General features: G+C 72.5%; 16 protein-coding genes. 14 read left to right on the plus strand and 2 right to left on the minus strand.

Annotation, left to right across the window (positions count from 1 at the left end; genetic code table 11):
- The first annotated feature begins 1 nt into the window (after position 1).
- The 11 genes from arcC to E1289_RS02555 all read left to right on the plus strand — a co-directional run bounded on the left by arcC (position 2) and on the right by E1289_RS02555 (position 10,237).
- On the plus strand, positions 2-937 hold the full coding sequence (arcC, locus tag E1289_RS02505; protein ID WP_131974817.1) for a carbamate kinase: 936 nt from the start codon (positions 2-4) through the stop codon (positions 935-937).
- Positions 934-2,388 carry an amino acid permease gene (locus E1289_RS02510; protein WP_207928733.1) on the plus strand — a complete coding sequence of 485 codons (1,455 nt, stop codon included), beginning with the start codon at positions 934-936 and terminating at the stop codon, positions 2,386-2,388. Before arcC ends, E1289_RS02510 begins: the two co-directional genes overlap by 4 nt.
- Positions 2,385-3,335: a universal stress protein gene (locus tag E1289_RS02515; protein ID WP_131974819.1), complete on the plus strand. Its 951-nt coding sequence runs from the start codon at positions 2,385-2,387 to the stop codon at positions 3,333-3,335. Before E1289_RS02510 ends, E1289_RS02515 begins: the two co-directional genes overlap by 4 nt.
- 174 nt (positions 3,336-3,509) lie before the next feature.
- On the plus strand, positions 3,510-4,289 hold the full coding sequence (locus E1289_RS02520; protein WP_243712568.1) for a metalloregulator ArsR/SmtB family transcription factor: 780 nt from the start codon (positions 3,510-3,512) through the stop codon (positions 4,287-4,289).
- Positions 4,286-5,698, plus strand: a complete 1,413-nt coding sequence (gene sufB / locus E1289_RS02525) for a Fe-S cluster assembly protein SufB (protein ID WP_131974821.1) — start codon at positions 4,286-4,288, stop codon at positions 5,696-5,698. Before E1289_RS02520 ends, sufB begins: the two co-directional genes overlap by 4 nt.
- Positions 5,698-6,846, plus strand: a complete 1,149-nt coding sequence (gene sufD, locus E1289_RS02530; RefSeq protein ID WP_131974823.1) for a Fe-S cluster assembly protein SufD — start codon at positions 5,698-5,700, stop codon at positions 6,844-6,846. The genes sufB and sufD overlap by 1 nt, the downstream gene beginning before the upstream one ends.
- Positions 6,843-7,208, plus strand: a complete 366-nt coding sequence (locus E1289_RS02535; protein ID WP_131974825.1) for a non-heme iron oxygenase ferredoxin subunit — start codon at positions 6,843-6,845, stop codon at positions 7,206-7,208. The genes sufD and E1289_RS02535 overlap by 4 nt, the downstream gene beginning before the upstream one ends.
- Positions 7,209-7,236: 28 nt before the next feature.
- Entirely contained in the window at positions 7,237-8,001 is a 765-nt protein-coding gene (gene sufC / locus E1289_RS02540) for a Fe-S cluster assembly ATPase SufC (RefSeq protein WP_131974827.1), read from the plus strand.
- Entirely contained in the window at positions 7,998-9,317 is a 1,320-nt protein-coding gene (locus tag E1289_RS02545; protein ID WP_131974829.1) for a cysteine desulfurase, read from the plus strand. The genes sufC and E1289_RS02545 overlap by 4 nt, the downstream gene beginning before the upstream one ends.
- A gap of 93 nt (positions 9,318-9,410) precedes the next feature.
- Positions 9,411-9,869: a Fe-S cluster assembly sulfur transfer protein SufU gene (sufU, locus tag E1289_RS02550; RefSeq protein WP_131974831.1), complete on the plus strand. Its 459-nt coding sequence runs from the start codon at positions 9,411-9,413 to the stop codon at positions 9,867-9,869.
- The gene (locus E1289_RS02555; RefSeq protein WP_131974833.1) at positions 9,866-10,237 is read left to right on the plus strand and encodes a metal-sulfur cluster assembly factor; all 372 of its coding nucleotides are present in this window, start codon (positions 9,866-9,868) and stop codon (positions 10,235-10,237) included. The genes sufU and E1289_RS02555 overlap by 4 nt, the downstream gene beginning before the upstream one ends.
- A gap of 87 nt (positions 10,238-10,324) precedes the next feature.
- Here E1289_RS02555 and E1289_RS02560 read toward each other — a convergent pair whose 3' ends face one another.
- Positions 10,325-10,903, minus strand: a complete 579-nt coding sequence (locus E1289_RS02560; protein ID WP_131974835.1) for a hypothetical protein — start codon at positions 10,901-10,903, stop codon at positions 10,325-10,327.
- Positions 10,904-11,054: 151 nt separating this feature from the next.
- Here E1289_RS02560 and E1289_RS02565 point away from each other — a divergent pair, with 151 nt between their 5' ends.
- Complete coding sequence (locus E1289_RS02565) at positions 11,055-12,239, plus strand: histidine kinase (RefSeq protein ID WP_243712560.1); 1,185 nt, start codon at positions 11,055-11,057, stop codon at positions 12,237-12,239.
- Positions 12,236-12,904 carry a response regulator transcription factor gene (locus E1289_RS02570; protein ID WP_131974837.1) on the plus strand — a complete coding sequence of 223 codons (669 nt, stop codon included), beginning with the start codon at positions 12,236-12,238 and terminating at the stop codon, positions 12,902-12,904. Before E1289_RS02565 ends, E1289_RS02570 begins: the two co-directional genes overlap by 4 nt.
- Positions 12,905-12,945: 41 nt before the next feature.
- Here E1289_RS02570 and E1289_RS02575 read toward each other — a convergent pair whose 3' ends face one another.
- The gene (locus tag E1289_RS02575) at positions 12,946-13,341 is read right to left on the minus strand and encodes an ABC transporter permease (RefSeq protein WP_131974839.1); all 396 of its coding nucleotides are present in this window, start codon (positions 13,339-13,341) and stop codon (positions 12,946-12,948) included.
- 68 nt (positions 13,342-13,409) lie between these two features.
- Between E1289_RS02575 and E1289_RS02580 the strand changes: the two genes are divergently transcribed.
- Positions 13,410-14,048 (plus strand): AIM24 family protein, encoded by a 639-nt coding sequence (locus tag E1289_RS02580; RefSeq protein WP_243712561.1) that lies wholly within the window; start codon positions 13,410-13,412, stop codon positions 14,046-14,048.
- Positions 14,049-14,084 lie beyond the last annotated feature (36 nt).

Here is a 14,084-nt window from a genome sequence, read left to right on the forward strand (position 1 = left end):
CATGCGCGTCGTCGTCGCGCTCGGAGGTAACGCGCTGGTCCGGCGGGGAGAGACGGCGGACGCCGAGCCGCAGCGCGGCAACGTCGACCGGGCCGTCCGGTCGCTGGCGCCGCTCGCCGAGCAGCACGAGCTGATCATCACGCACGGCAACGGGCCGCAGGTGGGGGTGCTCGCGCTGGAGAGCCTCAACGACCCCGGCCTGACCCGCCCGTATCCGCTGGACACCGTCGGCGCCGAGACCCAGGGCATGATCGGGTACTGGATGCTGCAGTCGCTGCAGAACGCGCTGCCCGGCCGCCAGGTGCTGGCGATGATCACCCAGACGCTGGTGTCGGCGGTGGACCCGGCGTTCGCCGACCCGGCCAAGTTCGTCGGGCAGGTCTACGACCGGGTGGAGGCCGAGAAGCTCGCCGCCGAGTACGGGTGGACCGTCCGGCGGGACGGGGACGGCTGGCGCCGCGTGGTCCCGTCCCCGCGGCCGCAGCGGGTCATCGAGACCCGGCTGATCAGGGAGCTGGTCCGGCTCGGGACGATCGTGGTCTGCGCGGGCGGCGGCGGCGTCCCCGTCTTCCGCAACGACGTCGGGCGGCTGGAGGGCGTCGAGGCGGTGATCGACAAGGACTGCACGGCGGCGCTCCTGGCCGAGAGCATGGACGCGGACGCGCTGCTGATCCTCACCGACGTCCCCCGGGTGATGCGGGACTTCGGCACCGCCCGGGAGGAGGAGATCTTCCACACGACCCCGCACGAGCTGCGGGCCGAGCGGTTCCCCGCCGGGTCGATGGGCCCCAAGGTGGAGGCCGCACTGACCTTCGTCGAGCGGACGGGCGACATGGCCGGGATCGGGCTGCTCGACCAGTGCGTGGAGATCCTCGACGGAACCGCCGGGACGATCGTGACCCCCAACGCGACCTGGCCGCTGGCGAGCACCCTGTGACCGCCGGGACCGCACCGGTCTCGTTCGCGCGCAGCCTGCTGCGGACCAAGCCGGTCGACCGGATCGTCGCCGAGGGCGGGGCCGGCGAGGGCGGCGAGCTGAAACGCTCGCTGAGCCTGCTGCAGCTCACCTCCATCAGCATCGGCGCGACCCTCGGCACCGGCATCTTCGTCGTGCTCGGCGAGGCGGTGCCGCTGGCGGGCCCGGCCGTCACGCTGTCGTTCGTCCTCGCCGCCGTCACCGCGCTGTTCTCGGCCCTTTCGTACGCCGAGCTGGCCGGGACGATCCCGGTGGCCGGGTCCTCCTACTCCTACACCTACGCCACGCTCGGCGAGCTCGTCGCCTGGGTGTGCGGCTGGTGCCTGCTGCTGGAGTACGCCGTGTCGGTGTCGGCGGTCTCGGTCGGCTGGGGCTCCTACCTCAACGCGTTCTTCGACGCCGCGTTGGGGTTCACGATCCCGGACGCGGTCAGCAGCCCGCCGGGCGAGGGCGGGCTCGTCAACATCCCCGCCGTGGTCGTGGTCATGCTGGCCGCGTTCCTGCTGCTGCGCGGCGCGTCGGAGAGCGCCACCGCCAACACGGTCATGGTGTTCCTCAAGATCGGCGTGCTGCTGTTCTTCTGCGCGGTCGCGTTCACCGCGTTCCGGTCGCGGAACCTCGACTCGTTCGCGCCGATGGGCTGGGCGGGCCTCAGCGCCGCCGGCTCCAGGGTCTTCTTCTCCTACATCGGCTTCGACGCCGCGTCCACCGCCGGCGAGGAGGCCAGGAACCCGCGCCGCGACCTGCCGCTCGCGATCATGCTCTCGCTGGTCGTGGTGACCGTCATCTACGTGCTGGTCGCCCTGGCCGCGGTCGCGGCGATGCACTGGACGGAGTTCGACATCAGCGGGTCCGAGGCGTCGCTGGCGCGGGTGCTGGACACGGCGACCGGGCGGACGTGGCCGTCGATCGTCCTGTCGCTCGGCGCGGTGATCGCCATCGCCAGCGTCGTCCTCACCGTCATGTACGGGCAGACCCGCATCCTGTTCGCGATGTCGCGGGACGGCCTCGTCCCGAGCGTGTTCCAGAAGGTGAGCCCGTCGCGGCGGGTGCCGGTCGCCAACACGGTCATCGTGGCGCTGTTCATCTCGATCCTGGCGGCGGTGATCCCGCTCGGCCGGCTGGTGGACGCCACGAGCATCGGGACGCTGTTCGCGTTCGCGCTCGTCAGCGTCGGCGTCATCGTCCTGCGCCGCACGCGGCCGGACCTGCCGCGCGGCTTCCGGGTGCCGCTCTACCCGGTGACGCCGGTGCTCGGCGTCGGGTTCTGCGTGTACCTGATGGTCGGCCTGGGCGGGGTCACGTGGGTGGTCTTCGCGCTCTGGCTCCTCGTCGGCCTGGCCGCGTACTTCCTGTACGGGCACCGCCGTTCGCGTCTGGCGTCCGGCTCCCAGGGAAGGACGTCGCCATGAGCGGGCCGAACGCGTTGCAGGTCCTCGCCGGATACTCGCCCGACGACCGGGGCGAGGACGCGCTCGCCCTCGCGGCGCTGGTCACCAGGGGCGCGGGCGCGTCGCTCGCGGTCGCGCACGTCCACCCGCCCCCGTGGCCCGCCCACGGCCCCGGCAGAGTGGACGCCGAGTGGGTCGCCTACCTCAGGAGCCAGGCGGACGAGGCCCTCGCCCAGGCGGCCGAGCGGCTCGGCGGGCTGGCGGTGCCGCGGGAGCGGGTCACCGTGCGCGCCCACCCCCACCGCGGGAGCGGCCGCGGGCTCGCCGAGGTCGCCAGGGAGGTCGGCGCCGGCCTGATCGTCATCGGCTCGGCCCCGCGCGGGCGGCGCGGGCGCATCGCCATCGGCAGCACCGCCGACCAGCTCCTGCACGGCTCGCCCGTCCCGGTGATGCTCGCGCCCCGCGGCTACGCCGGGCACGCGCCCGGCCGGCTGGAGCGGCTGACGATCGCGTACTGGCGCCGCCGTGACGTCGCGGGGCCGCTGCTCGCCGCCGCGGAGTTCGCCGGGACCCTCGGCCTGCCGATGCGCCTGGTCACGCTCGTGCTGCGGCCTCCCGGGCTCGCGGCGAGGTTCCAGACCGCCGGCGGCGTGCTGGAACGGCAGGTGGCGCAGGCCGACGAGGACCTGCGCGAGGCCGCCGGGTTCCTCGGCGGCGGGGCGCCGGTGGAGCGGCTGACGTCCGTCGGGACCGGCATCGACAAGGCCCTCGGCACCGTCGATATGCTGCCCGGTGAAGTGCTGGCCTGCCATTCCAGCCATGACGCGCCGCTGCGCAGGGTCTTCCTCGGCGAGAGCTCGGGCAAGATCGTGCGGGCCGCGCCGTGCCCGGTGCTGGTCCTGCCGCGCGGCGCGGGCCCCGCGGCGGCGGGGGCGGCGGGGCCGCCCGGCGGTGAAAGCCCAGGTTAGGTAAGGCTTACCTGCGTGAGCTACGACATCGGCGTTCCGGTGTTTCCCGGGAAGGAATTACGGCACACTGATGTTGTGAAATACGTGAGCGAGGACCAGACGCATGCCCGGGCCGCCGTCGCGCGGCCTGCCGGCGTGCCGTCCGGCCCCGGTCACCTCGGCTCCGGCGCGTCGCTGTCCGGAGCCGGAACCGGCACCGAACGCGACACCCGCGCCCGGGTGGCGCGGCTGATCCTCGAACACGGGCCCGTCACGGCGTCCGCGCTGGGGGAGCGGGTCGGCCTCACGCCGGCCGCGATCCGCCGGCACCTGGACGCGCTGCTGGCCGAGGGCATGATCGAGGTCCGCAAGGCGCGTACGCCCCAGGCCCGCCGCCGGGGACGTCCCGCCAAGTGGTTCGCGATCACCGACGCGGGGCGCAGCGCGTTCGTGCACGCCTACGACGACCTGGCGACCAGCGCGCTGCGGTTCCTCGCCGAGACGGCGGGCGACCACGCGGTCGCCGAGTTCGCCCGGCGCCAGATCGCCGATCTGGAGCGGCGCTACCGGCCCGTCGTGCAGGAGGCCCCGCCCCACCAGCGGGTCCGCACGCTCGCCGAGGCGCTGTCGGGCGACGGCTACGCGGCCGCCGCGGCCAAGGCGCCCCAGCCGGGCGGCGGCGAGCAGCTGTGCCAGCACCACTGCCCGGTCGCGCACGTCGCCGCGGAGTTCCCGCAGCTGTGCGAGGCCGAGACCGAGGCGTTCAGCCGGCTGCTGGGCACACCCGTCCAGCGGCTGGCCACGATCGCCCACGGCGACGGGATCTGCACCACCCACGTCAGCTCCCGCACCCTGTGCGGGACGGGTGGGACCGACGATCCCGCCGCGAGCGTCGCCCCTGGTGGGGACGCGGGGGAGCGGTCCCCCGAACTGACACATACCAGTGACGAGGAGTCCGGAGGGACGTCCCTATGACTACTGCAGCCCACCCTGAGTTGGAAGGGCTCGACAGGTACAAGTTCGGCTGGGCCGACTCTGACGAGGCCGGTGCCTCGGCCCGCCGCGGCCTGAACGAGGAAGTCGTCCGCGACATCTCGGGCAAGAAGGACGAACCCGACTGGATGCTCGACCTGCGTCTCAAGGGCCTGCGGCTGTTCGACAAGAAGCCGATGCCCACGTGGGGCTCCGACCTGTCGGCCATCGACTTCGACAACATCAAGTACTTCGTGCGCTCCACCGAGCAGCAGGCCACGTCCTGGGAGGAGCTTCCCGAGGACATCAAGAACACCTACGACAAGCTCGGCATCCCGGAGGCGGAGAAGCAGCGCCTCATCGCCGGCGTCGCGGCGCAGTACGAGTCGGAGGTCGTCTACCACAAGATCCGTGAGGACCTTGAGGAGAAGGGCGTCATCTTCCTCGACACCGACACCGGCCTGCGCGAGCACCCGGAGATCTTCCAGGAGTACTTCGGCTCGGTGATCCCGGTCGGCGACAACAAGTTCGCCGCGCTCAACACCGCGGTCTGGTCGGGCGGCTCGTTCATCTACGTGCCCCCGGGCGTGCACGTGGAGATCCCGCTGCAGGCGTACTTCCGCATCAACACCGAGAACATGGGGCAGTTCGAGCGGACGCTGATCATCGCGGACGAGGGCTCCTACGTCCACTACGTCGAGGGCTGTACCGCGCCGATCTACAAGTCGGACTCGCTGCACTCCGCGGTCGTGGAGATCGTCGTGAAGAAGGACGCCCGCGTCCGCTACACGACGATCCAGAACTGGTCGAACAACGTCTACAACCTGGTGACCAAGCGCGCCGTCGCCTACGAGGGCGCCACCATGGAGTGGGTCGACGGCAACATCGGCTCCAAGGTCACCATGAAGTACCCGGCGGTGTACCTGCTCGGCGAGCACGCCAAGGGCGAGACCCTGTCGATCGCGTTCGCCGGCGAGGACCAGCACCAGGACGCCGGCGCCAAGATGGTGCACGCCGCGCCGAACACCTCCAGCACCATCATCTCCAAGTCGGTGGCGCGCGGCGGCGGCCGCACGTCCTACCGGGGGCTGGTCCAGGTCCAGGACGGCGCCGAGCGCAGCAAGTCCACCGTCAAGTGCGACGCGCTGCTCGTCGACCAGATCAGCCGGTCCGACACCTACCCCTACGTCGACGTCCGCGAGGACGACGTGGAGATGGGCCACGAGGCGACCGTCTCCAAGGTGTCCGAGCAGCAGCTGTTCTACCTCATGAGCCGCGGCCTCACCGAGGACGAGGCGATGGCGATGATCGTGCGCGGGTTCGTCGAGCCCATCGCGCGCGAGCTGCCGATGGAGTACGCCCTCGAGCTGAACCGGCTCATCGAACTGCAGATGGAAGGAGCCGTGGGTTGATGGGCCTGGAGACCCGGTCTGACCAGCGGCCGCTCTCGACCCTGCACGACAGGTCGTCGTACGACCTGGGCGACTTCGAGGTGCCCACGGGCCGCGAGGAGGAGTGGCGGTTCACCCCGCTGCGCCGCCTCCGCGGCCTGCACAACGGCACCGCCGAGCCCCACGGCAAGGTCCTCGTCGAGGCCGAGGCGGCGCCGGAGGTGACGGTCGAGACCGTCGGCCGCGACGACGCCCGGCTCGGCGGGGCGTACGTGCCCGCCGACCGCGTCAGCGCGCAGGCGTGGAACTCCTTCACGCACGCCACCGTCGTGACCGTCCCGAAGGAGGCCGTGGCCTCCGCGCCGACCGTCCTGCGAATCCGCGGCGAGGACGCCTCCTCGGCCGCCTACGGCCACACCACGGTCGTGGTGGAGCCGTTCGCCGAGGCCACCGTCGTGCTCGCGCACCGCGGGTCGGCGACCTACGCCGACAACATCGAGTTCGTCGTCGGCGACGGCGCCCGCCTCTCGGTGATCAGCCTGCAGGACTGGGCCGCCGACGGCGTGCACGTGTCGCACCAGCACGCCAGGCTCGGCCGTGACGCGCGGTTCGTCTCGCACAACATCTCGCTCGGCGGCGACGTCGTGCGCATCTCCCCGTCCGTGGCCTACGACGGCCCCGGCGGCGACGCCGAACTGTACGGGGTGTACTTCGTCGACGGCGGCCAGCACCTGGAGCACCGCCTCCTGGTCGACCACGCCGTCCCGCACTGCCGCAGCCGCGTTGACTACCGCGGCGCGCTGCAGGACCAGGACGCGCACGCCGTCTGGATCGGCGACGTGATCATCCGCGCGGCGGCGGAGGGCACCGACACCTACGAGCTGAACCGCAACCTCGTCCTCACCGACGGGACGCGGGTCGACTCCGTCCCGAACCTGGAGATCCTCACCGGCGAGGTCACCGGCGCCGGGCACGCCTCGGCGTCCGGGCGGCTGGACGACGAGCACCTGTTCTACCTGCAGGCGCGCGGGATCTCCTTCGACGATGCGCGGCGCATGGTCGTGCGGGGCTTCCTCGGCCAGCTGATCGAGCGCATCGAGGTCGCCGAGGTGCGCGACAAGGTCATCGAGGCGATCGAGGAGGAGCTGGACCGGGGGGCGGCTCGATGAGCCCGGCCGCGCAGCCCGGGGGGTCTGGGGGGACGTCCCCCCAGGAGGCGTACGTCAAGGTGTGCGCGCTGGACGACGTGCCCGCCGACGGGGCGATCGCCGTCGAGGTGGACGACACGCCCGTCGCGATCGCGCGCAGCGGCGACGCCGTGTACGCCGTGAACGACATCTGCTCCCACGCCGAGGTCTCCCTGTCCGAGGGGGAGGTCTACGACGGCACCATCGAGTGCTGGCTGCACGGGTCCTGCTTCGACCTGGGCAGCGGCAAGCCCACCAACCCGCCGGCCACGCAGCCGGTCGCCACATACAAGGTCAAGGTCGAGGACGGCGACGTCTACGTGTCGCTCGCCGCCGGCGACTAGGCCCCACGACGAAGGAACCACGAGCACTATGGCCACGCTAGAGATCCGCGACCTCCACGTTTCCGTCGGCGACGGCGCCGACGGCGCGAAGGAGATCCTGCGCGGGGTCGACCTGAAGGTGCAGGCCGGCGAGATTCACGCGATCATGGGGCCGAACGGCTCCGGCAAGTCCACCCTGGCGTACGCGATCGCCGGGCACCCCAAGTACGAGGTCACGTCAGGGTCCGTCACCCTCGACGGCGAGGACGTTCTCGCCATGTCGGTCGACGAGCGGGCCCGCGCCGGGCTGTTCCTCGCGATGCAGTACCCGGTCGAGGTGCCGGGCGTGTCGGTGTCGAACTTCCTGCGCTCGGCCGTCACCGCCGTCCGCGGCGAGGCCCCGAAGCTCCGCGAGTTCTCCAAGGAGATGAAGCAGGCGATGGACGCGCTGGCCATCGACCCCGCGTTCGCGCAGCGCAGCCTGAACGAGGGCTTCTCCGGCGGTGAGAAGAAGCGGCACGAGATCCTGCAGCTGGAGATGCTCAGGCCGAAGGTCGCCGTCCTGGACGAGACCGACTCCGGCCTCGACGTCGACGCCCTCAAGGTCGTCTCCGAGGGCGTCAACCGGTTCGCGTCCGGCGACACCGGGATCCTGCTCATCACCCACTACACGCGCATCCTGCGCTACGTGAAGCCCGACTTCGTGCACGTCTTCGCCGCGGGCCGCCTCGTCGCCGAGGGCGGGCCCGAGCTGGCCGACGAGCTGGAGGAAGAGGGCTACGAGAAGTACACCAAGGCGGGCGCATCCCTATGACGCCGAGCGGAGCGCCCCCGGAGGCGCCGGCGGAGGCCGCGCCGCGGCCCGGCGCGGTCCTGCTGCCGGAGGAGCTGAAGAAGGACTTCCCGCTGCTGCAGCGCACGGTGCGCGGCGGGCGGCCCCTGGTGTACCTCGACTCGGGCGCGACGTCGCAGAAGCCCCTCCGGGTGCTGGACGCGGAGCGCGAGTTCTACGAGCGGCACAACGCGGCGCCGCACCGGGGCGCGCACCTGCTGGCCGAGGAGGCGACGGAGGCCTACGAGCAGGCCCGCGCGTCGATCGCCCGGTTCATCGGCGCGCCGCCCGGTGAGATCGTGTTCACCAAGAACGCCACCGAGGGCATCAATCTCGTCGCGTACGCGATGAGCAACGCCGTGACCGCGGGCCCGGAGGCGGCGCGGTTCGCGGTCGGCCCCGGCGACGAGATCGTGGTGTCGGAGATGGAGCACCACGCCAACCTGGTCCCGTGGCAGCAGCTCTGCCGGCGGACCGGGGCGACGCTGCGCTGGTTCGGCATCACCGACGACGGCCGCCTCGACCTGGCGGACCTGGACGACCTCGTCAACGAGCGCACCAAGATCGTCGCGCTGACGCACCAGTCGAACGTGCTGGGCACCGTCCCGCCGATCGACCTGATCGTGGCGCGTGCCCGCGCCGTGGGGGCGCTCGTCCTGCTGGACGCCGCGCAGTCCGTGCCGCACCAGCCCGTGGACGTGTCCGCGCTGGGGGCCGACTTCCTGGCGTTCTCCGGCCACAAGATGCTCGGCCCGACCGGCATCGGCGTGCTGTGGGGCCGGGCGGAACTGCTGGAGGCGATGCCGCCGTTCATCACCGGCGGCTCGATGATCGAGATCGTGCGGCTGGAGGAGTCGACGTTCATGCCGCCGCCGCAGCGGTTCGAGGCGGGGGTCCCGATGACCGCGCAGGCGATCGGCCTCGGCGCGGCGTGCGAGTACCTCGCCGAGATCGGCATGGACCGCGTGCACGCGCACGAGGAGGCCCTCGTCGCCTACTCGCTGGAGCGGCTCACCGAGATCCCCGGCGTCCGGATCATCGGCCCCGGCACCACCGAGGCCCGCGGCGGCGCCGTGTCGTTCACCGTCGAGGACATCCACCCGCACGACGTCGGGCAGGTCCTCGACGACCTGGGCGTCGAGGTCCGCGTCGGCCACCACTGCGCGTGGCCGATCTGCCGCCGCTTCGGCATCCCGGCGACCACCCGCGCGACGTTCTACCTTTACAACACCCTCGCCGACGTTGACGCCCTCGCCGACGGGGTACGGCAGGCCCAGAAGTTCTTCCGTACTTCATAACTCCGGGGGCCGCAGGGGGCGCACCTCTGGCGGGAACTGCGGAACACGCTGGGCCAGGGCCCGGTTGTAGTGAGAAAGGCTCGAAAGGACGACATGCAGCTGGAGGCGATGTACCAGGAGGTCATCCTGGACCATTACCGCAACCCCCACCACAAGGGGCTGCGGGAGCCGTTCGAGGGGGAGGCGCACCACGTCAACCCCACGTGCGGCGACGAGGTGACGCTGCGCGTCCACCTGTCCGGCGGCGGTCAGGACGCCGCGGTCGCCGACGTCTCCTACGACGCCATGGGTTGCTCGATCAGCCAGGCCAGCGCCTCGGTGATGGCCGACCTGCTGATCGGGAAGTCCGTCAAGGAGGCGATGGCGGTCGGCGAGGAGTTCCTTGCGCTGATGCAGTCGCGCGGCCAGGACGCCGACTTCGACGAGGACGTCCTTGAGGACGCCATCGCCTTCGCCGGGGTCTCGAAGTACCCCGCCAGGATCAAATGCGCCCTGCTCGCCTGGATGGCGTGGAAGGACGCGACCGCCCGCGCACTCGGAGAGGCATCATGACCGACTCGCCCACCACGGGCTCGCCCGCCACCGGCTCACCCACCACGGGCTCGCCCACCGGCACCGTGCCCGAGGAGGAGATCCTTGAGGCCCTCAAGGACGTCGTCGACCCCGAGCTCGGCATCAACGTCGTCGACCTCGGCCTCGTGTACGGCGTCAACCTCGACGACGAGGTCGCCACGCTGGACATGACGCTGACCAGCGCCGCCTGCCCGCTCACCGACGTGATCGAGGACCAGACGCACAGCGCGCTGGACGGCCTGGTCAAGGACGTCAAGATCAACTGGGTGTGGCTCCCGCCGTGGGGCCCCGACAAGATCACCGACGACGGCCGCGACCAGCTCCGCGCCCTCGGCTTCAACATCTGACCCGCGCCCCGCGCGGATCGCCCACGTGGAAGGGGCCGCACCCCGGTTCGGGGCGCGGCCCCTCCGCATGGGCGCCTGGACGGGCGCTCACTTCGGCGCGGTGTGCCCCGCGGGCGGCCGGGAGGCGTCCGTCTCCTTGGGCTTCGCCGGCCAGAGGGTGTGGCTGATGGGCCAGATCGACCAGACCGCCAGCACCATGCCGAGGCGGCCGAGCCAGGCGAGGAGGGCCGCGGTGCGGTCGGGGTCGTCGACCAGGACGATCATCGACAGGAGCAGCCCGCAGGCGATGGCGGTGGCGAGGGCCGCCTTGCCGAACTCCCGCCATTCGTAGCGGATGCGCGCCCGGCCGTACTTCGGTCTGCCGCGGGGCGGCGGGCCGCTGGCGAAGCGGTGCGCGAAACGCTCGTCCGCCCAGCGGACCACGCTGGGGCCGAACGCGACCGAGTAGCCGAGGTAGGCGGCGGCCAGGCCGTGCCCGGTCCCGGCGGTCGCGCCGCCGCGCAGGTCGAGCACCGTGGCGGCCAGCAGGACGAGGTCGATGAGCGGGACGCACAGCAGGAGCGCCGCGCCGGTCCGCCGCAGCCGCAGCGGGTAGCGGGCGATGAGCCCGGCTCCGAGGACGACCCAGAAGCCGATCTCGCAGGCGACGATGATCGCGATGAGCACGTGGAATCCCTTCTCCCCTGGCTACAGCGTGTCGCCCCCGCGGCGCGGGATCGTCGTCCGGTGTGAGGTTTCGCGGGTCGTCCGAAGGATGTACGCGGCCGTCCTCACCGGGGTGGAGCGGGCGGCCCCGCGGGGATGCTGAGATGTATCCGTGGACAAGGTCCGACGCCTCACGACCCGCCAGGACGCGCTCATCGCCGCGGCGGCACTGGCCGGCGGGCTGCTCATGCTCGCCGTGCGCGGTTACACCATCTGGTCGCCGGAGGAGTGGGACCCGCCGGCATGGGCGCGACTGGTCCCGTTGCTCGGGCTGTGCTCGGCGATGCTGCTGAGGCGGACCGCGCCGCTGGCCGGGCTTGCGCTGGCGACCCCGTTCAACTTCGCCGACGTGGCCCTGGGGCCGAGCATCGCCACGGCGATGATCTACGGGGACGCGCTGTACGCGGCGAGCCTGTACGGGCGGCGCCGGACCGCGGAGTGGCTGCTCGGAACGACCGTCCTGGCGTCGCTGGCGGTCATGGCCGCGCTCGGCGTCGCCATCGGGCAGGTGGCCGGCGGCGTTGTCGGCGGCGCGGTCGCCGGGGTGGTCTGGGTCGGGCCGGTGCTGACCGCGATGGCCGTCCGGGAGCACCGCTTCCGGGCGGAGGCGGAGCGGCAGCGCGCCGAGCAGGTGGCGCGGCTGGCCGAGATGGACCGGCTCGCCGCCGTGAACGCCGAGCGCGCCAGGATGGCCCGGGAGCTGCACGACGTGGTCGCCAACCACCTGAGCGCCGTGGCCCTGCACTCGTCGGCCGTGCTGAAGGTCCGCGACCTCGACCCGGCGGAGGTCGCGCGGGCCATGGAGGTCATCCGGGAGAACAGCGTGCGGGGCCTCGCCGAGATGCGCCGCATGATCGGGCTGCTGCGGCAGGGGAACGGCGCGGACCCCGCGGCGCGGCCCCGGCTGACGGAACTGGAGCCGCTCGTGCGGCACACGGCGCGGTCCGACCTGGCGGCGGAGCTGGAGATCGCCGGGGAGCCGGCCGAGCTGCCCGCGGCGGTCGAGCTGGCCGCCTACCGGATCGTCCAGGAGTCGCTGACGAACGCGCTGAAGCACGCCGGGCCGGGCCGGGCCGAGGTCCGCGTCGAGTACGGGCGGCGCAGCGTGGTGATCGACGTGGTGAGCCCGCTCGGGCGGAACGGGTCGCGGCTGCCGGGCACGGGCAGCGGGCTGGTCGGGATGCGGGAGCGCGCGGCGATGCTGGCCGGGGAGTTCGACGCGGGACCGGACGGCGACCGGTGGCGGGTGCACGCCGAGCTGCCGGTCGACCTGCACGCCGCGGAGCGGGCGTCATGATCGAGGTGCTGGTCGCCGACGACCAGGCGGCGGTGCGGGCGGGGCTGGTGCTGATCCTCGGCGCGGCCCCGGACGTCCGCGTGGCCGGGGAGGCCGCCGACGGGGCGGAGGCGGTGGCGCTGGCCCGCGAGCTGCGCCCGGACGTGGTCCTCATGGACGTCCGCATGCCCCGGCTGGACGGCATCGCCGCGACCCGGGAGATCGCGGGTTTCACCGACGTGCTGGTGCTGACGACCTTCGACATGGACGAGTACGTGTTCGGCGCGCTGCGGGCGGGCGCCGCCGGGTTCCTGCTCAAGGACGTCGACGCCGACCGGCTGGTGGAGGCGGTGCGGACCGTCGCGGCGGGCGACGGGATCATCGCGCCGCGGGTCACCCGGCGGCTGATCGGCGCCTTCGCGGCCCGGCCGGCGTCCCCGGCGGAGCCGCCCGGCCTGGCCGACCTCACGCCGCGGGAGCGGGAGGTGTTCGCGTGCCTCGGCGAGGGCCTGTCGAACGGGCAGATCGCGGACCGGCTGCACATGGCCGAGACCACCACCAAGACGCACGTCAGCCGCATTCTCGGCAAACTCGGGCTCACCAGCCGCGTCCAGGCCGCCATCCTCGCCCAGGAGACGGCCCTGTCCGGCATTCCGGGGGCGGCCCCTTCCCGGGAGCTACCCTGACACGGTCGGGCGCCGCAAAGACGATCTCAGCGCGGCAGGGCTCACAGGCCCCGGCCGCCGGCGAGGGCGGACAGCAGGTAGGTGACGCCCGCGAGGGCGGCGAGCCACGCGTAGGCGGTGATGTCGGCGCCGCGCAGCGCCTGGACGATCAGGCCGCCGACGACCGCGACGGTCAGCACGTCCCCGGTCATCGCGGCGGCCCGCAGGTGCGCGCGGGCCCGGGTGCCGGATCCGAAGCCCTCGCTGAGCGGCAGGGCGGGCTCGTTGCGCCGGTAGGCGAGATAGGCCGCGTAGCCGGCGAGCGCGGCGAGCGCGACGAGGGCCGTCCCCGACCGCCCGTCGGCGGCGAGCACGGCCCCGACCACCACTCCGGCGCCCAGGACGAGCCCGGGTACGGCCCACCGGCCGAGACTGCGGCGTTCGGGAGCGATCCACATGGTGCTCATCCTCTCCGATCCGAGGTCGAGGCGTCCGTCAACGCGCCGGGCCGGTATCTTCTCGCTTCGTGGCGCGATTTCGGATGAACGGCTCGAAGATGCTCGCCGTCGACCTCGCCGGCGAGACGGTCAGGGCGCTGAACGGGTCCATGGTCGCCTACGAGGGCGAGATGGCGTTCAAGCGGCAGGGCATGACGGGCGGCGAGGGCCTGCGCGGCGCCCTCAAGCGCAGGATGGCGGGTGAGGGCATGACCCTCATGGAGGTCACCGGGCAGGGGACGGTCTACCTGGCCAACGAGGCGGCCGAGGTGACGCTCGTCCAGCTCACCGGCGACACGCTGTACGTGGAGTCGGAGAGTCTCCTGGCCCTTGAGGGGACCCTGCAGACCGGTGTGCACTTCGTCGGGCTGCGGGGGATGGGGACCGGCCAGGGACTGGCCACCACCAAGGTCGACGGGCACGGGACGGTCGCGATCCTGTCCGACGGGGCCGCGATCGCGCTGGAGGTGACGCCCCAGACGCCGCTGTGCGTCGACCCCCACGCCTACGTCTGCCATCACGGGCAGCTCCAGCAGGACGTGGTCACCGACGTCAACTGGCGCACGGTGCTCGGCCAGGGGTCGGGGGAGAGCGTGCAGTTCCGATACTCGGGACACGGGCTGGTGTACGTGCAGCCGGCCGAACGCGGCGGAATTCTGGAGATCTGATGCCGACGAAGTCGGCCCCGGGGGCGTGGGGGGCAG

Source organism: Actinomadura sp. 6K520, assembly GCF_004349245.1.
Taxonomy (GTDB): domain Bacteria; phylum Actinomycetota; class Actinomycetes; order Streptosporangiales; family Streptosporangiaceae; genus Spirillospora.